The organism is Streptomyces sp. NPDC055955 (genome assembly GCF_042270245.1).
GTDB lineage: Bacteria > Actinomycetota > Actinomycetes > Streptomycetales > Streptomycetaceae > Streptomyces.
Genome location: NZ_JBHJYS010000025.1, coordinates 159,312 through 182,504 on the forward strand (window position 1 = coordinate 159,312; position 23,193 = coordinate 182,504).

Below are 23,193 nucleotides of genomic sequence, written 5' to 3' on the forward strand. Positions count from 1 at the left end.
GTACCGGGGAAGAAGTCTGGGGCTGCGAGTGAGTACGCCGCAAGCGGATGTAATCGCTGGATAGCGGGTCATATGCCAGCTTTCGAACATCCCTTGGGAAGGTCGGATTCTTTGGAGGCGTACCGCTGGCCTGAGCAAGGGCACGCTGACATTTCGGCTCGCGGCTGCTGGGGTGACCATTGTTCGCGACAGCCTCGGCTCGTTACGGCTTGGGGAAGCTCTGCTCGAGCCACTGGCGGACGGTGTGGACTGTTGTGCGGCCGTCCTGGCGGAGAGCGTCGATGATGTCACGGCCGGAGACGAGGACGATGGGGTGGCCGTCCTCGTGGACTTCTTCCTGGACTTGCTTGTGGAAGTAGGACGTTGTCACGAGTACGCCGAAGTTCCGGTGCCTGATCCGGGAGATCAGCCGGGAGACCTCGCGGACTCCGACGGAGTTGGTCGCGGCGTAGCACTTTGCTTCCAGGGCGAAGTCGATCGCGATGCGGCTTGCTGCCGGCCCCAGGCCGTAAGTGCCCACGGCATCGCGGCCGCCGTCCCTGCTCGGCCGTGTCAGGTCTACTGGCCCGGTGTTCCGCGCGATCAGCCGCCAGATGGCCACCGCGCAGGCTTCGAAGTCGTGCTCGCGGCCGCGGAAGTACTCCCGGATCTCCTCCAGCATGGCGGTACCGGCTGCATCGTCGGGAAGCTGGTCTGCCCGGGACCGGATGGCCGTCGTCACCGGGGCCATCAAGGGGCGGTAGACCCGACCCTCGACCCACGTGCGCCACACATCGGGGCAGCCGCCACCGAGGGGGTCACCGCCTGCGAGCAGATGCTGGATCCAGGGCCGGGGGATCAGGTCGTGGTCGAGCACGGTGAAGTGTGACCGGTAGTTCTGGAAGCGCTGGCCTGCGGTCGCCCTCCAGATGGCAGCCAGCTCGTCATCAGACGTCAGGGTCGGGCCGCCCGGGGCGAGCAGGCCGCGGAAGAGCACGGAGCGCCCTGTGGCTCCGGCCTTCTCGAAGAGGAAGAAGGGAGGCACTGTGGCTCTGTCCGCGGCGGTGCCGTGGGAAGCCGCGAAAACGTCGCGCAGCAGGACGTTCCCTGCCCGTGGTGTGCCGTGGAGGCCCTGCCCCGGCTTCCGGTTGTCGCCGTAGTAGGTGAACGTGCCGGTCTCTACGTCGAGGTGGTCAGGCCAGTCCACCTCACCGCCGCTCGTGTAGAGCACGGCCAGCTTCACCGTTGCCTTGGCCGGGGAGCCTGCGTACCGGAAGCCGCCCTGGTTCCCGACGCCCTTTATCAGCTTGGACATCGGGTCGTCGCTGGTGTTGCCACTCGCCCCGCCAGCATAGAGCGCATCGACTTGAAGGTCAGCTGTCTCCAGATCGGAGAACGCCACGTGCGGCACAGGAGCGACAGGAAGGGTCATGCTCCAAGATCTACCAGGCATCACTGACAGCTCGGTCTGACCGCTGGTCAATTCACGCCGGCTTGTCAGAGGCCCCGCCTAAGATCCAAGCGGATGCGCTGGATGACCTTGGGGAAACTGCAGGTGGACACCGCCGGTTGATGTGGTTGCTGTACTTCTGCGCTGTACAGCCGCAGTCCGGCAGTTCGGTCGATGTGATCGAGGTGCCCCGTTGAGGTTCTGAGATCAGTAACATCGTCTCCCCGGGCGCTAGGACATCGGGACGCAGGGGGCGTGGTGCTGGAGAGTTTGGTGACGACGGTCGCTGGTGCCCTTCTCGCCACCCTGGGGGTACTGGTTGGCGGTGTAGTTTCGCGTCGCGCCCAGGATCAGCAGTGGATACGAGACCAGCAACTCGCGGCCTATCAGGAACTTTTCAGTCACTACGCCAAGTTCACGATGGAACTCAGGCGAGCGCACGGTGATGGCCGGGGCTGGGAGTACGACTGGGGTGAGTGGAGCGCGGCTTTGATGCGTGTGAGCCTGGTCGCCCCTGGAGAAGTCGCCACGGAGATCGATAACTTCGGACGTGCCATCAACTCCTTCTTGGAGCAGGTGGAACGGGGGGAACGCACTCCACTGCGCAATCCGCTCAGTCCAGAGGAGTTCGAAATGGCCCGACAGGAACCTGCCTTGGCGCAAGTGAGGTTGGTCAACGCCATACGTCGTTCACTCAGTGGTGATCACAAGGGACTCTCGTTCGGGATCGGAGGGTAGGGTGCGTCGGTCTAACTTGATCTTTAACGTGCGGCGTCGAATGGTCCGTCGAGCTTGATCACTCGGTCTGTATCTGCCGGACATGAAGGCGCCCTTCGTCTGAACATGTGCTCCGACCAGGGAACACGCACATTCAGCACGAAGGCCGTGAGGATGAGTCTGCTGCATCACGACGCCCGGCGAGAGTCGCTCGCACAACTGTCATGCTTCCGGGGCGAGTTCTATGCCTGTCTGACCTCCCGTTCGGACGTGTTGTTCGAGCTGGCTGATGCTGTTCTGTGTGGCGACGGGCCGGTGAGGTCGCTGGCCGAACTGTCGTTGGTGGGTGAACACCGCCGCGGCCATGGAGGGCTCTACGCAGCCATGGCCCGTGGACGCATCGATGACGGCCGGCTGCGGCGGGCACTGACGGAGGTGCCACTGCCGCGGTCTGCCGACGGCCGGCTGGTCCTGGCGATCGATGTCACCTGCTGGCTGCGGCCCGACGCCCACACCTCACCTGAGCGGATTTTGTGTCACACCTATGGACCGGGCAAGGACCAGCACATCCCGGTCCCCGACTGGCCCTACTCGATCGTCTGCGCGCTCGAGCCGGGCCGTAACTCATGGACGGCGCCGCTGGACGCGATGCGTCTGAAGCCCGGCGACGACACCGCAACCGTCACCGCCCGGCAACTGCGCGATCTGCTCTAGCGGCGACTCATCGCAGCAGGGCAGTGGCAGGCGGGCGATCCCGACATCCTCATCGTCGCGGACGCTGGATACGACGCGCCCCGCCTCGGCTTCCTCCTGGGTGACCTGCCGGTCCAGGTGCTGGCCAGGATGCGAGTTCGTACGGCGCTGCACCGACGGGCGCACGGCGCGCTTCGGGCATGCTGCGGCGCCTCGCGAAGAGCGCCAAGACGACCGCTGGACTCTCCGGACTGATCAGCGCAACCATGGGATGTCAGTAGCGGTCCATAAGGTGAAGTTGGTGTAGGGGAAGACAAGTTGCACCGTGCTCATAGTGCCGTCTGCAGTGGCGCTTTGAGCCGCTGGGACTTGAGTGGGGAGCCGGGACAAGACATGGATTTCATGCCGTATGGGGCTTGGCAGCGAGCCTTAGAGGAAGCCTTCTTCAGTCCCGAATGGGACGGCCATCCGGTCGTCATGTACGTGGACGACGGGGAGGCGCAGCAACTGCAGAAGCGCTTCGGCATCGCTGAGCCGCTTGCTGAGGCTGTGCATCGGGTCGTCCTGTCAGACGAGCACAGGCCCTATCGGGCCATCGAGAGCTACGAGGCCTCGAAGCGAAACAGTGTGGACGCGCCAGCCGTGCTGCCTTTGCTTGCCACCTCAGTGGTGGCGGCCACACGCATGGCTCACGACGGGAACCGGAGAGCGAGCAACTACCACGTCCACTTCTCCGAGCTCCTTGCGGGCAGGGCCGGAGTTCTCACATCAGCGGAGTACGCGCCGGTTTCTGAGATGTGGCAGAGGCTTGCTTCCTGGCAGCACCAGTGGGGTGCCTACCGTGGCCTGTGCACGATTCCCTCGCCTGGTGACCTTCCCCGCAATCAGGCGCGCATCGGATATGCCCTGTCTCAGGCCGTGCTGCGCGGAGCGGACCGGCAACTGCTGCCGAAGTTCTTTGACGTCATGAGAGAGCGCAACGCCGCGGCGTGGCCGCAGCCCGGCGCTGTTCTGGCCGAGGGAATCCGTCTCTGGGACCAGGCTGGCAAGTTCTCGGCAGCTTTCCAGAACGCGCTGAGCCACCCTGAGTTCCGGCCGCTTGTCGAACGGCTGCTGGGCGGCCTGGCCAATGTGTGGGACGGTTCTGCGCAGTACATCCGCCAGGGGACGCCGAGAGGGGAGCTCCTGGTGCGGCTGGAGAACCGGCGTCTGGGATGGCTTGCCAGGTTCCCGCGTCCTGGAGCGGGCCAGTACCAGCTGCCCAGCGGCGTTGTGCTTCGAGAGCTGGGGGATACGAACTACTACGCGGTGGATGGGCTGGAGCTTCCAGTGGATCGGTCCCTGCGTGCTGGGGTTCAGCTTGTTGGCGGAGGGGTCGCGGTCAGCCGCCCTGCCTCTTCCCTGGTTGTGCTGAGGCAGAACGAATCGTTGGACTGCCGCACCAGTGTGGACCGGTTCGTGCCAGGCGAGGAGCACATGATCTTGGCAGGGCCCGGGGCTGTCGGCGATGTCGAGGCTGTGCTGGAGAAGGCGGCGCCACCAGATCGTGAACGCAGGCCCCGCCAACTGTCCTGGCTTCCCCAGGGCTGGGTCCTGTATCCCCGCGTGGTCTTCGATGATGCGGTGTCTCTGAAGGAAGCTATCCGCGAGGTCCAGGGAGCAGTGCTTGCGGTGCAGCCCGCACCGCAGTTCAAGGCGTACCTCGACGGCGGGCTGCCCTTGGCCCCCAAGATCAGCAAGAGGCTCTACCTGGCCGGGGGAGAGCCCGATGTTGTGCTGCCTGATGGTGCGTCGGGCGAGGCAGTGCTCGACGGACTGGAGCAGAATCCGCCGTTTCAGGCGAGGGGGGTGCCGATCCCGCTGTGGCCGAGAGGGCTCAGGCCGGGCCCCCATGTGCTGGAAGCTGAAGGGAACAAGCTCGCCTTCACTACGGCCGAGAGTGCGCCCGTACTAGCCGAGCTGGACCATTCGCCCGGATTTGCTGTGACCGGTTGTGAAGCTGAGGCGTTCGCATCCTCGGATGGCGACACCGCCCTGCTGCGCGGAGCCGGCCTCGGGGTCCGGGGGACGACTGGCGCACCCCGCGTTGTCCTGTGCCGGCGCAGGGCCCAGCGGACGCTCTTCGTTGCTTCAGACGGTCGTGCCTGGAGGATTACTGAACCGGGCACTCCCTCGTGGTGGGCCAGGCTCCCGGAGCCGCCTTCCGGCTATCACTTCGAGGTCGAAGTCCGCAGTGGTGGAGGCTGGATTCTCCAACTCCGGCAAGGTCAATGGGCAGTTGTGCCGGCCTATCCTGAACATCCCTCCTTTGTCCCCGGCCCTGAGTACCGTGCGTGGGCTGAGGCCGTACTGGATGCGGGCGGCGCCGGCACCGGAGAGCTGTGGGACGTCTTCGTTGAAATGGCCCGGGAGGTCGCAGAATGCTGAGCATCGGAAACCTGCTCCTCCGGTGGGCAAGTGAGCTCGGGGGCGGCCACGTCTCAAATCTGAGGGCCGGCGTGCTCCGTACGGCACGCAGCAGGGGGATCCCGGTGCGGGAGGGAGCGGACGGCCGGTGGCTGCGCGATGTGTCCGCACTCGGGCATCTGGATGTGGACTGGCGCCGGGGACTGTGGTCCGCGGCCCCTCCGGTCCTTACGCGTGTGCCGTTCTCTGACGGGGCTGCCGTCATTGCCGGGCGCCGAACTGCGGCATTCGACGGACTGGTTGACTCTGCTGCCGACGACTGGGCCGCGTTCTTGTGGGCGGAGAACGAGACGGCCGAAGGTGACATCCCCGTGCCGGACACGCTCTACCTGCAGTACGACGCTGCGGAGGGCCTGCCCCTTGATGCTGAGAGGCTCGGATGCCGGTACGTCCCGTGCGCCGCGATTCAGATGTTCTCCCTCCTTCCAGAACTGTCAGCAGGTCCCCGAGCCGCACCGCCAGGACCCGGCAACACGCACACGGTCGAGCGGTACCACCCGGAGAGCGGGGAATACGGTCCCGCCGAGTCGTACAACGAGGACGGCCTCTACCGATGGCGCAGCGCAGACTGGGTACGACTCGTCCAGGTCCGGCGAGGCAGCGAGTTCCTGAGCACAGAGCATGAATACGGCGTCTACCTGGAACATGAGCGTGCAGGGACCAGCGTGATGAGGTGGAAAGCCGAAGGCGGAACCGGCCGCCAGCGAATAGGCCGCCTCGCAGTCGACTGGGGAGCACCCCTGCCGCCCCTGCACGCCCGGGCTGCTGTCCTGTGCACAGGCTTGCAGCCGCGCTTTCACAAGCTGGCCAGGACTGTCTGCTACGACAACCTCCCCCTGACGGCCGCCGAGCAGCTGGCCAAGTCTCTGCACCAGAAACTTGAGATCCAGAAGCCCACGGTGGGGTCTGGGAAGGCGGAGCGATGACTGAACCCACCGAGCTGCCCCACAGGCCCGAAGCCACGGACATCCCTGGCACCTTCCAGGCGTTGCGTGACACGCTCATGCGGTACTACGACACGCCCTTTGCCGTCAGTGATCCCTCTGTCATGAAGGAGCGGCGTGCGCTCCTCGACGTTGACGGCGGGGCCTGGCGTGAACCGCTGCTGGAACTGCGCCCGCAGTATGCATCGAGCGGAGTCAGTACCGCTGAGTCTTTCCGCACGGCAGGTGCGCATGCCCAGGCAGCTGATTTTGCACGGTTCGCCCTCCCCGATGGTGTGCACCAGCTCTACCGGCACCAGCACGACGCGCTCGTTGCGGCGTGCCGCGACGGACAGGACTTCGTCGTCACGGCTGGCACCGGTTCAGGGAAAACTGAGACTTTCATGCTGCCGGTCATCGCGGACCTGGTCGCTGAGTCTGCCCGCTGGACAGGCCGCGGCAGCACCCAGATTCCGTGGTGGAGGACGCGGGGTGGTTACGAGCCGAGCCGCACTGGTGAAGACGGGCACCCCGCGGCCATGCGCGCACTCATCCTCTACCCGACCAACGCGCTTGCCGATGACCAGCTGGTACGCCTGCGCAGAGCACTGGACAGCGACGGAGCCCGCGACTGGCTGGACAGGAACCGGTCAGGGCACCGCTTCTACTTCGGCCGCTACACGGGCGTGACGCCGGTGTCCGGGCGTGCTGATTCGCTGCCGTCCTTGGACCGGATGCGGACGTACATGAGAGAACTGGAAGAGCGGGAGCAGCGAGCCGCAGACCAGATGCACGACTTCATCCCGCGAGTCGGCGGCGCTGAGATGCACGCTCGCTGGGACATGCAGCACGCTGCACCGGACGTGCTCGTCACCAACTATTCAATGCTCAACATCATGCTCCTGCGGCCGCAGGAGGCACGGGTATTCGAGGCGACCCGCCGATGGCTGCGCAAACCTGAAGCGCGCTTCACGCTGGTCCTCGATGAGCTGCACATGTACCGGGGGACCGCAGGCACTGAGGTTGCCTACCTCCTCCGCAAACTGCGGCACCGGCTCGGCCTTGATGATGCGCCGGAAAAGTTCCGTGTCCTGGCCGCTTCCGCCTCTCTGGAAGCGGGCCGGGATGACGAGTTCGTGGAATCCTTCTTCGCGCTGCCGCGCGGACGGCACACCGTAGTGCCCGGAACCGTCGAAGTGCCCGACCCTGGCCCCACCGATATGACGGCGCACGCCCAGGATCTGGCTGCCGCGGCCGAGGGTGCCCTTGAGCGTCAGCAAGCGGGCCGGCTCCTGCAGGCCACTGGCGCGGGCGACGCACTGGCACGAGCACTGGCTCCGGCAGGCAAGCCGCGGGCGCAGTCACTTTCCCGCACAGGCCTCCAGCTCTTCCCGGGACTTGCATCGCAGGCGGAGAGGGCCAAGGCCCTCCACGGTCTTCTGCGTGCTCTTGCTGCCGCATCGGATGCCGGGCAGCCCAAGCTGCGGGCCCACATGTTCTTCCGCAACATCGACGGGATCTGGGCCTGCTCCGACCCGCAGTGCCCCGATGCCCCCGCTGACAGGCACCCGCAGCGCCGAGTCGGGAGGCTGTTCAAGGCGCCCACATCCCGCTGCAGCTGCGGAGCCCGGGTCCTGGAGCTGCTGTACTGCCAGAACTGCGGCGACCTCATGCTCGGCGGCTTCACCAGTCCGCATCTGCTGGGCAAGGACACATACCGCGGTTCACTGCACACCGACTTCCCTGACTTCGACCAGCTGCCCGACGATGCGACGGGCGCCGCAAACGCCGGGAACTACATCGTCTACTGGCCGCGCAGAGAGCAACTCGGGCTGGACAGTTCTCAATGGACCGGTTCAGAGTCCAACCAGGGGGCAAAAGCCACGTTCTCCTTCAGGCCCAGCAACTACCAGCCGGGCACAGGCCGGCTCGCAAATGACAAAGCGGGATACACCGGCTGGTCCTTCCACGTGGTCCCCGACAAGGGAAAGGACGGAAAACCGGCCCTCGATCTGCGGGGTTTGAGGGCGCTGCCAACGCGCTGCCCCGCCTGCGGCGACGACTGGGAGATGAAAAGGGCACGGGACCCCAGGACCGGAGCGCTGAAGCCAATCGGCCTGGAGGACCCGGCGCGGCTGAGGAGCGCCCCCGTCCGCCGGATGCGCACCGGCTTCGACAAGCTCAATCAGGTCCTCACCACCGAGGCTCTCGGCCATATGCCGGACGGTGAACGCAAGGTCATTGCCTTCTCTGACAGCCGCGACGACGCTGCCGAACTCGCCAGCGGCCTGTCACTGCGCCACTACCAAGACCTCCTGAGGCTCCTAGCTGCCGAGGTGGTTGAAAGCCAGGGCGACCCTTACGCGGACCTGCAGCTGGTCAAGGCCTACTACGCCCAGGGACCAGCCGACCGCGAGCAGGTCAAGGCCGCCCTGCACAGGCTTCGCACCCGCCGCCCCCGGGAACTGTCAGCGCTGCGGGACATCCTCAACGACGAGATCGACGCGGAGCCCAAGCGGCAGCCTGAGCTGGAGTCAGTTCTCGCCTCCCTGCCCTCGCTCCAGGACCTGCGCTACGACTTGCGCGCACTCCTGCTCGGATACGGCGCCAATCCCGGAGGCCCCGCTGCCTCGCTTCAGGACCACAAGGGCATCCCATGGACCGCGCTGTTCGACTGGGAGGGAGACCGCGGCCTCAAGCCCGGACTGACAGAGGAACAGGAAAAGTTCCTCAAGCGCATCGACGACAGCCTGGGACGCGAGTTCATCTTCGGACTCTTCTCCGGTGCCGACCGCGACTTCGAATCGCTGGGACTGGGCTGGCTCAGCCTCTCAGAGGACCGTTCACCCCTCGACATGCCACCAGAATCTGACGTCGCCGTGTGCCGGGCGAGCCTGCGAATCCTGGGCCTCCTGCGGCGCTTCATGGAGTTGCGGGCAGGCTCCGAGAAACCGCCGGCCCCACTGCTGCGCTTCTGGAAGCAAGTCGCCGGACGTGCAGGCACGGAAGTCGACACGGTCAAAGACCGCGTGCTCGCCGGGTGGGGACAGGCAGTCGTCCAGTACACCATCGACCCGCGCAAGGTTTCCCTTCGCCAAGGCGGAGGGCGAGCCTGGATCTGCGGCAACTGCCGACGCCCCCATCTCCACTACGGCGCCGGACTCTGCACCAAATGCCAGGCCCAGCTCCCCGCCAGCCCCGTCCATTTCACGGGGCCCCTCAACGACGACTATTACGCCTGGAAAGCCCAGACCCGCACCGGAAACTTCACGCTGCGAGCCGCCGAACTCACAGGCCAGACCGACCGTATCGACGCCCAGTCACGCCAGGCCCGTTTCCAGAACGCCTTCCTCGGCGAAAACGACGTCCCAGCCGCGGACGGCATCGAAGTCCTCTCGGTGACCACAACCATGGAGGCCGGCGTCGACGTGGGCTCCCTCAACACGGTGTTGCTCGCCAACATGCCACCCACGCGCTTCAACTACCAGCAGCGTGTGGGAAGGGCAGGGCGCCGCGGCAGCGCCACGGCCACGGCTCTGACGATCTGCCGCGGGCGAAGCCACGATGAGCACTACTTCGCCAGACCGGAAGAAATCACCAACGCCCCGACCCCGCCGCCGTACCTCGCCCTGGGCATGCCATCCATCTTCAAACGGGTCCTGCTCGGCGAAGTGCTCCGGCTGGCCTTCGACTCGGTGGCCGCCGCACGGCAAAAAGGTGACCCTGACCTCACAAACAACATCCACGGCCAGTTCGGGCATGCGGCCGACTGGCCAGTACACCGGGACGCGGTACGCCGCTGGGTGGACCAGAACCGAACGGACATCGCCTCAGCGGCGCGCGCACTCCAGCTGGGAACGACCCAGGCAGTAGCCGCCATTGACCCATTCCACTGCATCCAGGAGCTCCTGGACCAGGTGGACACGCAGGCCGCCTCGAATACCGGCCACACAGATCTCAGCCAGCGGCTTGCAGAATCCGGGCTCCTGCCCATGTTCGGCTTCCCCACACGCGTCCGCTATCTCTACACGGAACGGCCAGCACAGAACTTCCCCTGGCCCCCGCCCGGAGCCATCGACCGCAACCTCGCCGTAGCACTGACCAAATTCGCGCCCGGCTCTGAGACTCCACGTGACGGAAGCCTCTACCAATCCATGGGAATTGCCTCCTTCCGGCCCGGCCGCACCCAGCCACGGGCTGAAGAAGAACCCTTCGGCCCCGAGACCTGGGTCGCCCTGTGCCGCCTGTGCGCGCACATCCAGGTGCTCAAGGAGGAGGGCGAAGAGCAGAAGGCCTGCCCTGCATGCGGGGCGCCGGGCCGCCCCAACTACGCCGCCCTTCCCATGCGCGAGCCGGCCGGTTTCCGAGCCGGAACGCCGCGCGACTACGACGGCGTCCGCGAGTGGGGCCGCGGCGCCGCCAGCTCCCGTACAGCAGCCGATCTCAACAAGGAAGCCCCCCGGGTCGATCGAGACGTCGACGACTGGCTTGTCGTCCACGCAGGAAGCGGTGACCGGTTCACCGTCAACAGCAACAACGGCCGCCTGTACCGGTTCAAGAAATCGCACAGCTCGTGGGGCGGCTACCACGTCGTGGACAGCCCGAAAGCGCAGGCTGACATCAAGACAGCTCTGGGAGCCAAAGAGCACACCGACATGCTGTTCCTGGGCGCCCGGGCGCCGCTCGATACCGACCGCGGCCTGCGGTTCGACATCTCCCCCTACGAACAGCCTCACGGATTCCGCGACGCCTACCACGGCCGGCGCGCAGCCTGGTACTCACTGGCCTCACTTCTGCGCCGCGCGGCAGCACCGTTCCTCGACGTACAGCCGGAGGAGCTGCTGGCCGGTATCCACGGCTCGGCATCGGCCGCCTCCCCCGTACTCGCCTACCTTGCCGACAGCCTTGAGAACGGCGCAGGATTCAGTACACACCTCGGATCAGCCAAGCACATCGAGGAGTTCCTCGACGCCGTCGACGGATACCTCTCAGAACTCGGCCAGGACCACGCAGCAGACTGCAGAGGATCCTGTTACCGATGCCTGCGCGACTACTCCAACATGCGGCTTCACCCGCTGCTCGACTGGCAGCTCGCAGGAGACCTGATCGGAGTTCTGCGCTGCCGGCCGCTTACCGCAGACACCAGCGCACACGGCAGGCTGCTGGAGCGCTGGGCCCAGGACCGCACAGACCTCTTTGCTGAACTACACGACACTCCCTTCGGCCGCATCGCCCTCGCGGACAGCGAGTTCGTAGAGAAGCCCTTCGCCGTGGTGGTGAAACATCCACTCGAATCGGCCCACCTGAATTCCATGGCTCCCCGACTCCAGGAGTACCGCGACTACATCGCCGCGAACGGCCTTGCCGAACGCACGGCTTTCGTCGACTCGTACTGCCTGGACCGCACTCCGGCCGCAGTCACCAGCGCCCTGATGGAGTTCGCAGAGGAGGACGTGTGACCGACCGCCCCCTCTTCTCGCACCCTGCAGCCGGAGCACCTTCGCCCGCTCCGCTGACCCGGCAAGCACTGATCGAGCGGGAACGGCAACGCCGCCTCGCCCTGATCGAGGCCCGGGCAGCCGGATCCTCTCCGGCAGCCGGGGACCCCCAAGCGAAAAATGATCCTCAGACACTGCAGCAGACTGACGGCACGCAGTCGAACATCGGTTCCACACCCGAGCCCCGCGTTCAGGACAAGCAAGTCCCCGACGGATTCGAATCCGAGACGGCCTGGCAGGCAGGACAGCAGGCGGCCCGCGCGGTAGCCGCTGCAGCACGGGCCGCCGGCCATCCCGCACCACAGCTTGAAACCGATACCTCGGACACTGCTGCCCAACAACTGGCCCACTACCTGGTCTCCGCCGTACTGCCCCTGCCTCCGCTCACCGCTCTCCAGGCCCTCATACAAGCCGGAGACTGGCTGGAAGCGCTCCTCCCACCACGCCACGCCGCCCGCGCCCGCACACTTCTTCGAAGCGACCGCGACAACATGTCTGCCCGGTACAGCAGTGCCCCAGACGACGAGAACGACGAAGCCGACAACGCATGGCAGCGGTACGCCGACTACATGAAGCTCACCCAATACGGCCGGGTCACAGCCGAAGCCCAGCACAAGCTCCTGCGCTTCCTGCCACTGCCCGTCATCGATGACCTGATCGACGACGGACACATCACGGCCAGAGCCGTCCCCCACCACGGTGATCGCCGCCTGTATCTGCAGGCCCGCCTCACCCCATCCGAGGTGAGCACCGAAGGCCTCCGCGACCTGGCATGGGCCGACGAACTGACCCGCCGCGAATTCCGCCTGCGCCTGGCCCGCGGCGACATTGCCGTGCTGGACGAAGCACAGCACCTGACAGACACACAGCGCCAACTGGCAGCAGACCTGACCCACGTGCGCTCAACCGGACGGATCCCCACCGAGCTGTCCGCCCACAAATGGCTCTGGCCCGCCCTGGAAAGGCTCGCCCCCCAGGCACCAGTACACCTTCGCCGCGACAAGGCATTCGGCAGCTGGTACGTCGTGCGGCGCATGCACCGAGCCCTCCGCGCCGCACACCGTATGCAGCTAAGCAAAGACCACAAGCGGGCCGACTCGCTCCTCAAACATGCCCGCAACGACGCAAACGCCCTGCGTGAGATCTGGACTCCCGGCAGCTGGGAGGCCAAGAACATTCTTGCCTACCTGCTGGTACTCAACGGATCCGGGGACGAGGTGTATGACAAGGCACTCGAACTGATCAGCCCGACGGCGCCAGGGCAGGGCCCGCGCGAAGACCAGTTGCCAGGAACAGGGCGCGCCAATCTCGAACACAACCGCGAGGTACTGCGCCAACTGCAGCGCCACCGCGAGGATGACCACGTCCTCAACCCCTACCTCGTCCTGGACGCACCCGACGGCGCCCCAACTCAGGTATGGAAGGACAAATGGCGCGCTCTCCGCAGGGCTCTCGACGAGGACGGCGAGGCCGCAGTCAACCAGGCAAAAGACGCCATCCAGGCACGCGAGCGCGGCCGCGCCCCCATCGAACCCTTCCTCTTGCCCCTGATGCCTTCAAAGTGGGCCGCCCCTCTTGCCGAAGCAGCCCCAGTCAGAGCAGGCACACCGCAGATGCCGCGCCGCACCGTCTCACCGACACAGCAAGAGCAGGACTACGCCCGCGATCAGGCAGCCCAGATGATCATCCGTGCCGCCTGCCAGAATGTAGGACTCCCAGCTACAACTGAGGCCTGCCCGACCCCCGTTTCAGAGAGCGGCAACTAGTGAAGAAAGAGCCCCAACGCAGCGGGACTTCCGCGTCCAAAGGCCAGGCAGACCGGCCCAGCCGAAAAGGCAAGAAGCCTCGCAGCGCCCCGCATAAGCCGCCGAAAAAAGCGCTCCACCATCCACAGGAGCACACGGCAGACACGCCCACTCCCGACGTTGACGCCCCCCAGGCATCGCAGGCCCAGATCGTCATCACCATCGGGGAAGGCCATCCCCGCTTCCAGGAAGGCACCTTCGACGCCCCTGCTCTCCTGGCGTCGGTCCTGGCCGCAGTGGAACCTGTGATCACCGCGGGCATGCACTCCCTGCAAAACACCCTGGACACCGCAGACGACAGGCCTGAGGCGATCGCGCAAGCTGTCCGAGCCGCCGGCCGGCAGATCGCCGATGCTGTGCGGGCGGGCGTCGTCGAAGGCATGGGATCCCGGGACCGCCACCTGGCCCAGCTAGCGGTGATCGACCGCGCGGCAGCACAAGCCAACGGACTCAAACCGCTGCAGAAGCGCATCGACAGGGAACTGGCCCTCGCGGGACTCCAGCGAATCTCAGACCTCTCCGACTTGTCGGCATTCAACCTGGCAGGCGGGAGCAGCACGCCCGATCACATCACCCAGGGCAGCGACGTGTACGAACTCGTCACTCCTGCATACGTTGATGCCGAGACCAGGCGCACGATCGAGCGCGGATGGATCCGTTCGGCAACCGGTGAACAGTCCGCTGCGCCCGCTGGCAAACTCCACGGCTCCGCCTCACGCAAGCACAAGGGCCGCCAAAGGGAGGAAGAACCAGCTCCCACGGACAGCGCGACACCAGCAGCCGAACCAGTTGAGACAGACGCCCAGCAGCAGCGCCCGGCGAAGTCCCGCCATTCACCGCTTTCCAGCGCTGTCTCAACCGGCGCCGAAGCCCCCCTGACACTGGCGGGCGTTCCCCAGCCCGAGGAGCGAACCCGAGAGCAAACATGCGATCCGGCCGAGGAGGCCCCCAGAGACGCGCACAGCCCCGAAGCGGAGCACGTAACGACATCCCGTGAGACGCCAGAATCCCCGAGCCACAAAAACGACCTTCCCGAAGCCGATAAGAGCCGTGCCGAAGCACACCAGCCCGCAGCCACCGGCCACGAGCAGAAACCGGCAGAACCAGCTCCGCAGCCACCGCCCGGGACAGTATCCCCTAACCACCGCATGACGCCTCGCCGCACCGCCCTGCGGGCACCGGGATCCATCGGCGGCGTCACCATGCCACGACGCCTCACCCAGCAACCCCAGGACAAGCGCAACGAGCCGCCCGGGAGGACCAGTTGACCTTCGGCATCGACTTCGGCACCAGCAACTCGGTCGTCGCACGATCTGACGGCACGAACACTGAAACTGTGCCGGTAGACAGCGACACCATTCCCGCACAATGGCGACAGCCGGAGTTCGAGCAGCTATTCCCCTCGGTGCTCGCTGTCCGCGACCTGCAGCGCACCCTTTGCTTCGGCTGGGCAGCGAAGACAGCGCCAGGCGAACCTGTAGACGCAGTCAAGCGCATGCTCGGCACACGCTCCGCCGGCCTCGAGCAGGTGGAACCGGGAGAGACACTCCTCGAAGAGCACCATGTCTGGCTCGGCGGTGAGCCCTTCCGCAGCACCGCTGCCGCCGCGTCGCTCTTCACTCAGATGAAGACAGCCGCACAGCGCAGTTTCCTCGACCTCTCCGAAGCCGTCGTCACCGTGCCGGCGAACGCCACCGGTGGCGCACGCTACAGGACTCGCGCGGCTGCACGACTGGCCGGAATCAAAGTCAAAGCCCTCCTCAACGAGCCCACGGCCGCAGCAGTCTCATACGCCAACGACATCGACATCCCTGGACGTTTCCTCATCTTCGACTGGGGCGGCGGCACCATCGACGTCACGGTCCTGGACTACGACGGCAAGTACTTCGAAGAACTCTCCTCAAGAGGCATCGCAGCACTCGGCGGTCTGGAATTCGACGAAGCCCTCGCCAGGATCTTCTTGGAAAAACTAGGAAAAGTACCCGAGCAGCTCAGCCTCGAGGAACGCAATCGCTGGCGCCGCGACGTGGAGCTGACCAAAATCGCTCTCTCTCGCACCGACGAGGCCGAAGTTCCCTTCGACCTACCGAACCTCGGCAAGACGTTGACCGTCCTGCGGGAGGAATACCTCACTGCCGTTTCACCTCTGATCGAGCGCGCCATGGAACCCCTGGAACAGTGCCTAGACGACACCGGGATAGCACCCGACGGCATCGACACCGTGCTCATGATCGGCGGCACGTCGCAGATCCCAGAAGCCCGGGAGGCAGTCGGCCGCATTCTGGGAGCCGATCGGATCATCCCTGCCGAGCTGTGCCACCCCATGACGGCAGTCGCACGAGGCGCAGCCATCTACTCGGCAGCACTCGACGACCCCGACCAGCGCGACCGCTTCAGCCTCGTCACAAACTACGACCTGGGCACAGCCTTCGACGCCGCCCCCCGCAAGGGCTTCCAGCCAATCATCCGCCGCAACCGCACTCTCGTCGCGAGGGGCGAGCGGCGCTTCACCCCCTCGCGACCTGATGCCGTCTCGGTCAACGTCGAGATCATCGAAGGAGAGGCGGGCTATCCAGCAGACAGCGATCGGGCCTTCCCCCTAGCTCAGCTGGAAGTCCGGTTCCCGAAGCCGGAACGCGATCCGGAACGCAACGCAGTGCTTGTGCAGTTCCGCTACGACCACAGCGGCATCCTCGGAGTGAAGGTGACCCACGAGGCCACGAAGCTGCCCCTGTTCGATGGAGAGATCGACTCGTTCGGAAAGGACGGGACCCCGCTCCAGGCCGGTCTTGACAGCGAACTGGTGCGGCTCCTTTCACACAGTGAGTTGCCCTTCCTGAGGGTTGGAGCCCGTGCCAGTGACGCAGAGGACGTGCCACAGCAAGCTCCTGGTGGAGAAGAACCGCAGATGCCATTGCCAGCGCGAGACGCGGATCTCTCGGTGAACGGTGTGGCCCAGCAGCGGCTGTGAGGTTGGTCGGTTCTGACGGGCCCCACAGGTGAGGTGAGCGGGCCAAGAGGGGCCTCGTAATCGACCCGGAAGATTCAAGTCCAGTGACTCGGTAGTGATGCTACGAGGTTGTGGCGCGGGTTCCCTTAACTCCGCCGGGGCGCTGCTCCATCTTTCAATGCCCACCCATAATGTCGACACCCCGTGGGCTCCCGCCCCATCTGGCGCGGTTGCGGCAGGGGGGACGTTGACGGCCTGCCTCGCCCGGGTCTAGCGTCTCCGCACCCGGACCCACCTGGCGACAACTATGGCGAGGCCTGCGATGGCAACGACCGTGACGGCTGCGGGAATCATGGCTCCCGGGCCCATGGTTCCAAACATTTTCGCCTCCTTAGCTGCCTGTGGCAGTAGCCCACGACGCACGATCGTGTTTCGCGTGGTGATGAACATGGCAGTCCGGCCCTGATTGAGGAGTCCGAAACATGGCTCGACCTTTGCCGCGACTGCATGCTCGCCACCGCCGACAACCTCCCGGATGCTCCGGCTCTCGGCTGCGGCATTGGCCGCGAGGGCGTCGATGATGGCGTTGGCGGAATCGGTGGGGCTGAGCTGGTCTGTCCGGAGGGTGAGGGTCCATGGCTCGGTCTCGTGGGCCAACAGATCCTCTCGGGTCTCGTGCCAGACCTTCACCCGAGCCTCTATGTCCTTGTCTCCTCGGCCGATGGAACGTGACTCCGCGACGTCCAGCGGGCACCACACGAGCACCCGAATCCAGTGCAAGGGGAAGGCGGCCACCGCACCGGCCCTCACGACCTGCCCCATGTGCAGAACGGGGATGCGGTCGGCGTCGACCAGGGCCGCGACGCCCTGCCTGTACGTCGTCACGAGCACGCCGACCGAAGGCAGAGCAGCTTCCTCCAGGCCCGCCTGGCGGCGGGTCTTCAGGCTATGAGTGCCACACGGCACGCCACGCTCACCGACACCCGAGCACGCTGCTCACCGTCCGACTCCTGGGAAGGGGCCGGACGGTGATCGCGTCAGAATCTCGTCACTTGCTCCGGTGGGGCTGGCTGCAGGCTGCCCTACCCCGCGCCTTCCGGCGCCTCGCCGCGGCCAATCGTCATTGACCAGCGCACCGTTGACGGTGCTTGGACCGAGACCGTTCCCTTCTTCTCCACTCCGGTGACGCCAACCTGGTTGTAGGTGGTGGTGACTTCACCATCGACGCACTTCAGCGGGAAGCCGACCTTCACCGGACTCAGGGAGACCTTGATCTCCCCCTTGCCTTGGCATCGCACGGCAACGATGAGGTCTTTCCCTTTCTGGCCCCTTCGGTACTCGAGGGTCCGCCCTCCACGAGTCCCGCTTTGCCGGCCGGCGACAGTCTCGGTCCCGTCCAACTCGGGCGGGATTTTCACCGACTCCCGTGTGGGCGTGGCGGGTTCGGACTTGCCGGGGGCAGCCGGTTTGGAGGCTTTATTGGAATCTGCGTGGTCGGGCGAGCAGGCAACTACAAGCGGCAGCATGACCGCAGGCAGAAGAGCCAGCCTCGCGAGGAGACGCCGGGACATTAGTGGGTCTCCCAGATGTACCAGCCGATTCGGGTGGGCGTGTACAGCGTCGCCGGGTGCTTAACGCCCTTGGTGCAGTTGGCATAGACCCACTGGCTGTAGCCATCGGTCTTCAGCCGATAGACCCCGTACTTGGCATTGGTGGTGTACTTGGAGGGAGTGTCAACCGTGATCTTGTTGCCCATCTTCGCGGTGAGTTTCACGGAGAGCTGGACGCTGTACTCCTGTTCAATCTCGGCTACCGCGACGCCGGCCTTCGCCTTCAGCGTGCCGCTGACGGCGATGCCTACCTCACCCGTCACTTCGGAGGTGAACTCCGACTTGGCCGTACGCGAGGTGCCGTTGTAGTTGGACTGAGTGGGGCCCACGCCCTTGTGGTACTTCTTGTGCTTCGCCGTGGACTCCCACAGATAGTGCGGCTCGCACGCCTCCCTCGGAGGGACCTGCGGGTCCTTCGGAGGGGCCTCCGTCGGCGGCGTCTCGACCTCACCGGCACTCCCTTCAACAAGGTCGCCCTCCTCGGGGGCCGCGGGAGGCGCCGTCTCCACTGCCTCGGTCGGGGCAGGAGTCGGGTCCTCCGCGAAGGCCGGGTTGGTCGTGCCCAGCACCGCTATCGCCAGGGTCGGTCCAACCAACAGTGACGCTGCTCGTGAAATGCGCATGCAGATCCCCCTTTAGTCGTGCGTGACGCGAGGCTGTGTGCGGCAACCCCCCGATCGCAGGCCCTGATCTTGCAGTGGAACTCACCAAGAGAGCAAGATCCTCATGAAGATCCTGAGGAGAACGTGAGCTTCCGGTTATCGACATGCGGGCTTCGCGCGACGCCAATATCTCTATTTATTCATGGGCACTTGGGACACTCGTGATGCCGACTCAAGGAAGTTCAATCCTGCACTTATCCCCTCGCGCACAACCTTCCGTGCGGACCCAGGGGGTCGATAGTTCGACGGGAAATTTCTCTCGATAGCTGGAAACGACGAGGGCCCTGATTTCTCGACCGCGGAAGCGCCGGAGCGGAGTCACGGAGTCCGTCGACATGGGGCACGGACGCTTCAGGCCGTCATGCGGGGGGCGCGTTGCGACGCACAAAGGGAATCGAACACATGCTCAACTGGGTTCATGGTGCACACCGAGCACTCTCGCGACATCATGCAGGCCCAGCGCGACTGGATCCGCACCTACAACGCCCTCGCCGAAGCCCCGACCGGCAGCAATACCCGCCTGCGGCAGCGCCTGATCGATCTGTCCCGCCGCCTCGTCCAGGACGCCCCTCGGGAACAGCTCGCAGACCTGCGCCACCGGGCTGAGGAGAACCCGTGACCCGCGTCCGACGGTCGTGGGACATCACGGAGCGCCAGCGGTCGGTGCTCGCCGCGATACGCGCCCACATCGCCGATCACGGCGAGGCCCCCACAGCGCGGGAGATCGCCGCGGCCGTCAGCCTGGCTAGCCCCTCGTCGGCGCTCTACCACTTGCGCCGCCTTGAGGAGGCCGGGATCGTTCGGCGCGATCGGGGCGGCGGCTCGCGGGACCACCGGCCCAGCCGACATCCGACGACGCCCGCCCCATTTACAGTTCCCCTCCGTGGGGCGTGACCCGGCGCGCATCAAGCCCGGGATCGCGGCTGACGCGCGGGTCAGAACAGGGTCCCCGCGGGCGCGGCCAGCGGGGACCCACGCGGAAAGACGACGCAAAGAGCAACGGCTCCGGAGGGCAGGCGCATTTCCAGCATCCGAGGGCGTCTGACCTGCAAGGATCCTGGTGTCGGTCCAGCGGAGTCGGTTTCTCACTCGCCGCTCACTCGGGAGTGAGGAGCCTGGCTGCCGAGGTCGGTGGGTCCGGAGAGTCGGCGAGCCGGGTCGCCGACTGCGGCCAGGCCCGCCACGCAGATGGCCCCGCGCTCGGCCTCTGCGGCGAGGTGCCGGGCGGTGCCATGCAGAAAGCCCTCCGCGATCTTCATCCCGCAGAGGGCCACCACATCGAAACAAGCAAAAGCCCCAGGTCACGGCGAGTGAGTCCTGGGCTTCCACAGAGCCGCCGTCGGGATTTGAACCCGAGACCCACGCATTACGAGTTGTCGGATATTGGTCTGGGGACATCCGCGCAAGTCCAGGAGACGGGCGTCGAACCTGCTCAGAGAACTAGTCGAAGCTTTGTGGACGCCGAGGGATGCGTCCGGATCACAGGCGGATTGAGACCACCATTGAGACCGCACTCGCCTACGTACCACAGTGGACCCCAGGACCCCAGGACCCCAGGACCCCCAGGACCCCCCAGGACCCCGCATCGTCCGGATCGCGCGTCCGGTGCCTTCTCGGCTGCAGACGTCGTGGCAGGTGGGCACGGGGTTGATGTTTCGGCTGATTAGGTGGGAGGTCTCGTCCTACGCTGGGCATCTTGTCCGTTGATTAGTGGGGTGTTGTCGTGTTGGTCGAGGGACTTATCGCGGTGGCGGCGGCTGGTGGCGGGGCGATCGTGCAGGCGGCGGGGACGGATGCGTGGGCCGGGATCCGCAGCGGTGTCGCGCGGATCCTCGGGCGCGGCGAGGCAGGGCGGGAGCAGGTCGAACTGGAGCGGCTCGATCAGACCCGGGCCGAGCTGGAGTCGGTGGGTGACGGCGCGGAGTCAGAACGGGTTCAGACCGTTCTGGTAACCCGCTGGCAGACCCGTCTGGAGATGCTTCTTGAGCAGCTTCCGGACGAGGAGCGGCAGCAGGTGGCAGCCGAGTTGCAGGCTCTGGTTCAGCAGGTCCAGGCTCAGGCCCCGGTGCAGAGCACGCACAACGACTTCAGCCATGCGACGTTCACCGACAGTCAGGTTCTCGGCAGCGGCACGCAGAACAACACGATCAACCGGTAGAAACGGGCGGCGGCCATGGGGGCGAAGAAGCAGTCCGGCAAGCGCAAGAGCGGCGGGAAGAAGGGCAAGGGTCCCGGGCAGGGACAACGAACCGGCACCAGTTTCGCGGGGGCGTCGTTCGAGCGCAGTCAGGTGCTGGGCAGTGGGACGCAGAACACGAAGATCAACGTTCAGGCGTATGCGGCGGTGCCGACCGCGCTGAACTCTCTACCGGGACTGCCTCAGGAGTTCACCGGACGCGAGGACGAGATCGCCAAGATCCTTTCCATGCTCGACCCGGAGGCCGGTTCGGGTGCGGCTGTCGGATCGGTCGCTGGTCTGCCGGGCGTGGGCAAGACCACACTCGCTCATGCCGTGGGGCATGCCGGGCTCGACAAGGGCTGGTTCACGGGGGTGCAGCTGGTGAACCTGCGTGGCTACGACCCGACCCCTGTCCCGCCAGAGGATGCCCTAGAGGCGCTGCTGCGAGCCCTTGGCGTCGCGGCGGAGCACATCCCGCCCACGCTGGACGAGCGGGAGGGGCTCTACCGGTCCCAACTCGACGCCCAGGCATGTGAAGGGCAGCGGGTTCTAATCCTTGCGGACAATGCCTCTACCTCGGATCAGGTCCGGCCGCTGCTGCCGGCCCGTCACCACGCAGTGCTTGTGACCTCCCGGCACACCTTGCCTGGACTCGGCGCCCGCCTGTTCAATCTCCACACTCTCCAGCCGGATGCCGCCGTCGACCTCCTGCGCCAGCGGCTAGAGGTCGCCGACCCCGACGATCGGCGGGTCGAGGACGATCCTGTCGCCGCGGAGGAACTCGCCGCGCTCTGCGGCTATCTGCCTCTGGCGCTGCAGATCGCCGCCGCTCTCCTCGCCGACGACCCCGACGAGCTGCTTTCCGAGCGGGTGCGGATGCTCACCGACGCCGGCACTCGTCTCAGCGGTCTCGACGACGGCGAACGCAACCTGCGTGCCGTCTTCGATGAATGCCTCGCACGCCTCTCCCCTCAGGAGGCCGACCTCTACCGTCTTCTTGGGCTCCACCCCGGCCCGGACATCTCCACCCCTGCCGTCGCAGCCCTCACCGACCAGCCCGCCGACAAGATCACCTCAATGCTGCGACAGCTAGTCCGGGCACGCCTGCTCACTCAGAACAGCCTGGCGCGCGACCGGTGGTCCATGCACGATCTCCTGCGCGTTCACGCCCAGGAACAGGCTCGCATCGCCATGGTGGAGCGTGGTCGAATTCCGCGCCGCCGCTACGAACAGGCTCGCACCCGGCTGACGGACTACTACGTCCGTTACGCGGAAGCAGCTGATGCTCACCTTTGGCCGTCCGGTGAACCGGTGTCGGCTCTGTTCGCCGAACGGGAACAGGCGCTGGCGTGGTTCGACGCCGAACGCGAGAATCTCCTCGCCACCACCCATACCCACGCCCGTACAAAGACGGCCCTGAACCTCGGGTTCGCCCTCGGCCGCTACCTGGAATGGCGACGGCGACTTCAGGATTCGGTGACCGTCCGCGCTCACGCACTCGCGGCCTGCCAAACGCTCGGTGACGCTGTGAATCTAGCTGGCGCCTGGGCCAACCTCGGCACCGCACTCGGAAACCTCAGGCGCTACACCGAAGCGCACGCCGCCTACCAAACCGCCCTCGACCTCTTCCTCCAGACCAACAACACCCGCGACCAAGCCACCGCCTGGATCAACCTCGGGAACGTACTCGGAAACCTCAAGCGCCACACCGAAGCGCACGCCGCCTACGAAACCGCTATCGATCTCTGCCAGCAGGCGGGCCACGACGCTGGCCAAGCCACGGCCTGGAACGGCATCGGCAACGCACTCAGAGAGCTCAAGCGCCGCACTGAAGCGCTCGCCGCCCACCAAACCGCCCTCAGCCTCCACCAGCAGGCCGACGACGCCGACAGTCAAGCCATCGCCTGGAACAGCCTTGGCGTCACGCTCATTGCGCTCAAGCGGCACACCGAAGCGCACGACGCCCACCAAACCGCCCTCAGCCTCTACCAACAGACCGGCGACGTCCACGGCCAAGCCGGCACCTGGAGCGGGCTCGGTAACGCGCTCAATGCGCTCAAGCGGCACACCGAAGCGCACGACGCCCACCAAACCGCGCTCAGCCTCTACCAACAGACCGGCGACGTCCACGGCCAAGCCGGCACCTGGAACAGCCTCGGCAACGCGCTCATTGCGCTCAAGCGGCACACCGAAGCGCACGACGCCCACCAAACCGCCCTCAGCCTCCACCAACAGACCGGCGACATCGACGGCCAAGCCGT

General features: G+C 65.9%; 16 protein-coding genes and 1 pseudogene. 12 read left to right on the plus strand and 5 right to left on the minus strand.

What is annotated here, in order from left to right:
• Positions 1 to 202: 202 nt before the first annotated feature.
• Positions 203 to 1,432, minus strand: a complete 1,230-nt coding sequence (locus ACFC96_RS37575; protein ID WP_376616695.1) for a restriction endonuclease — start codon at positions 1,430 to 1,432, stop codon at positions 203 to 205.
• 252 nt (positions 1,433 to 1,684) lie between these two features.
• On the opposite strand from ACFC96_RS37575, the gene ACFC96_RS37580 reads away from it, so the two are divergent.
• From ACFC96_RS37580 to ACFC96_RS37615, 8 genes and pseudogenes are all read left to right on the plus strand, one after another.
• Positions 1,685 to 2,167: a hypothetical protein gene (locus tag ACFC96_RS37580; protein WP_376616655.1), complete on the plus strand. Its 483-nt coding sequence runs from the start codon at positions 1,685 to 1,687 to the stop codon at positions 2,165 to 2,167.
• A gap of 153 nt (positions 2,168 to 2,320) precedes the next feature.
• Positions 2,321 to 3,070, plus strand: a pseudogene (locus tag ACFC96_RS37585) (transposase); the annotation flags it as partial.
• A 162-nt stretch (positions 3,071 to 3,232) separates the two neighbouring features.
• Entirely contained in the window at positions 3,233 to 5,266 is a 2,034-nt protein-coding gene (locus tag ACFC96_RS37590) for a hypothetical protein (RefSeq protein ID WP_376616657.1), read from the plus strand.
• On the plus strand, positions 5,260 to 6,231 hold the full coding sequence (locus ACFC96_RS37595) for a hypothetical protein (RefSeq protein ID WP_376616659.1): 972 nt from the start codon (positions 5,260 to 5,262) through the stop codon (positions 6,229 to 6,231). Before ACFC96_RS37590 ends, ACFC96_RS37595 begins: the two co-directional genes overlap by 7 nt.
• Positions 6,228 to 11,687, plus strand: a complete 5,460-nt coding sequence (locus ACFC96_RS37600; protein ID WP_376616661.1) for a DEAD/DEAH box helicase — start codon at positions 6,228 to 6,230, stop codon at positions 11,685 to 11,687. Before ACFC96_RS37595 ends, ACFC96_RS37600 begins: the two co-directional genes overlap by 4 nt.
• Complete coding sequence (locus tag ACFC96_RS37605; RefSeq protein ID WP_376616663.1) at positions 11,684 to 13,492, plus strand: hypothetical protein; 1,809 nt, start codon at positions 11,684 to 11,686, stop codon at positions 13,490 to 13,492. Before ACFC96_RS37600 ends, ACFC96_RS37605 begins: the two co-directional genes overlap by 4 nt.
• Positions 13,492 to 14,799 carry a hypothetical protein gene (locus ACFC96_RS37610; protein WP_376616665.1) on the plus strand — a complete coding sequence of 436 codons (1,308 nt, stop codon included), beginning with the start codon at positions 13,492 to 13,494 and terminating at the stop codon, positions 14,797 to 14,799. Before ACFC96_RS37605 ends, ACFC96_RS37610 begins: the two co-directional genes overlap by 1 nt.
• On the plus strand, positions 14,796 to 16,502 hold the full coding sequence (locus ACFC96_RS37615) for an Hsp70 family protein (RefSeq protein WP_376616666.1): 1,707 nt from the start codon (positions 14,796 to 14,798) through the stop codon (positions 16,500 to 16,502). The genes ACFC96_RS37610 and ACFC96_RS37615 overlap by 4 nt, the downstream gene beginning before the upstream one ends.
• Positions 16,503 to 16,751: 249 nt before the next feature.
• On the opposite strand, the gene ACFC96_RS37620 is transcribed toward ACFC96_RS37615, so the two are convergent.
• The 3 genes from ACFC96_RS37620 to ACFC96_RS37630 all read right to left on the minus strand — a co-directional run bounded on the left by ACFC96_RS37620 (position 16,752) and on the right by ACFC96_RS37630 (position 18,714).
• Complete coding sequence (locus tag ACFC96_RS37620) at positions 16,752 to 17,372, minus strand: hypothetical protein (protein ID WP_376616668.1); 621 nt, start codon at positions 17,370 to 17,372, stop codon at positions 16,752 to 16,754.
• 191 nt (positions 17,373 to 17,563) lie between these two features.
• A complete protein-coding gene (locus ACFC96_RS37625) occupies positions 17,564 to 18,007 on the minus strand; it encodes a hypothetical protein (protein ID WP_376616670.1) in 444 nt (147 codons plus the stop codon).
• A 44-nt stretch (positions 18,008 to 18,051) separates the two neighbouring features.
• Entirely contained in the window at positions 18,052 to 18,714 is a 663-nt protein-coding gene (locus ACFC96_RS37630; protein ID WP_376616671.1) for a hypothetical protein, read from the minus strand.
• A 457-nt stretch (positions 18,715 to 19,171) separates the two neighbouring features.
• Here ACFC96_RS37630 and ACFC96_RS37635 point away from each other — a divergent pair, with 457 nt between their 5' ends.
• A complete protein-coding gene (locus ACFC96_RS37635) occupies positions 19,172 to 19,372 on the plus strand; it encodes a hypothetical protein (protein WP_376616673.1) in 201 nt (66 codons plus the stop codon).
• Positions 19,369 to 19,647 carry a helix-turn-helix domain-containing protein gene (locus ACFC96_RS37640; RefSeq protein WP_376616675.1) on the plus strand — a complete coding sequence of 93 codons (279 nt, stop codon included), beginning with the start codon at positions 19,369 to 19,371 and terminating at the stop codon, positions 19,645 to 19,647. Before ACFC96_RS37635 ends, ACFC96_RS37640 begins: the two co-directional genes overlap by 4 nt.
• A 191-nt stretch (positions 19,648 to 19,838) precedes the next feature.
• On the opposite strand, the gene ACFC96_RS37645 is transcribed toward ACFC96_RS37640, so the two are convergent.
• Entirely contained in the window at positions 19,839 to 20,012 is a 174-nt protein-coding gene (locus ACFC96_RS37645; protein WP_376616677.1) for a hypothetical protein, read from the minus strand.
• 464 nt (positions 20,013 to 20,476) lie between these two features.
• Between ACFC96_RS37645 and ACFC96_RS37650 the strand changes: the two genes are divergently transcribed.
• Positions 20,477 to 20,911 (plus strand): hypothetical protein, encoded by a 435-nt coding sequence (locus ACFC96_RS37650; RefSeq protein ID WP_376616679.1) that lies wholly within the window; start codon positions 20,477 to 20,479, stop codon positions 20,909 to 20,911.
• Between the two features lie 15 nt (positions 20,912 to 20,926).
• Positions 20,927 to 23,193 (plus strand): tetratricopeptide repeat protein (locus ACFC96_RS37655; protein ID WP_376616680.1); only part of this gene is annotated, 2,267 nt, incomplete at its 3' end.

Coding starts and splice junctions, on each gene's coding strand:
- ACFC96_RS37575 (WP_376616695.1), bottom strand. CDS start 1,432: ATGCCTGGTAGATCTTGGAGCATGACCCTTCCTGTCGCTCCTGTGCCG.
- ACFC96_RS37590 (WP_376616657.1), top strand. CDS start 3,233: ATGGATTTCATGCCGTATGGGGCTTGGCAGCGAGCCTTAGAGGAAGCC.
- ACFC96_RS37595 (WP_376616659.1), top strand. CDS start 5,260: ATGCTGAGCATCGGAAACCTGCTCCTCCGGTGGGCAAGTGAGCTCGGG.
- ACFC96_RS37600 (WP_376616661.1), top strand. CDS start 6,228: ATGACTGAACCCACCGAGCTGCCCCACAGGCCCGAAGCCACGGACATC.
- ACFC96_RS37625 (WP_376616670.1), bottom strand. CDS start 18,007: ATGCTGCCGCTTGTAGTTGCCTGCTCGCCCGACCACGCAGATTCCAAT.
- ACFC96_RS37630 (WP_376616671.1), bottom strand. CDS start 18,714: ATGCGCATTTCACGAGCAGCGTCACTGTTGGTTGGACCGACCCTGGCG.
- ACFC96_RS37635 (WP_376616673.1), top strand. CDS start 19,172: ATGGTGCACACCGAGCACTCTCGCGACATCATGCAGGCCCAGCGCGAC.
- ACFC96_RS37645 (WP_376616677.1), bottom strand. CDS start 20,012: ATGAAGATCGCGGAGGGCTTTCTGCATGGCACCGCCCGGCACCTCGCC.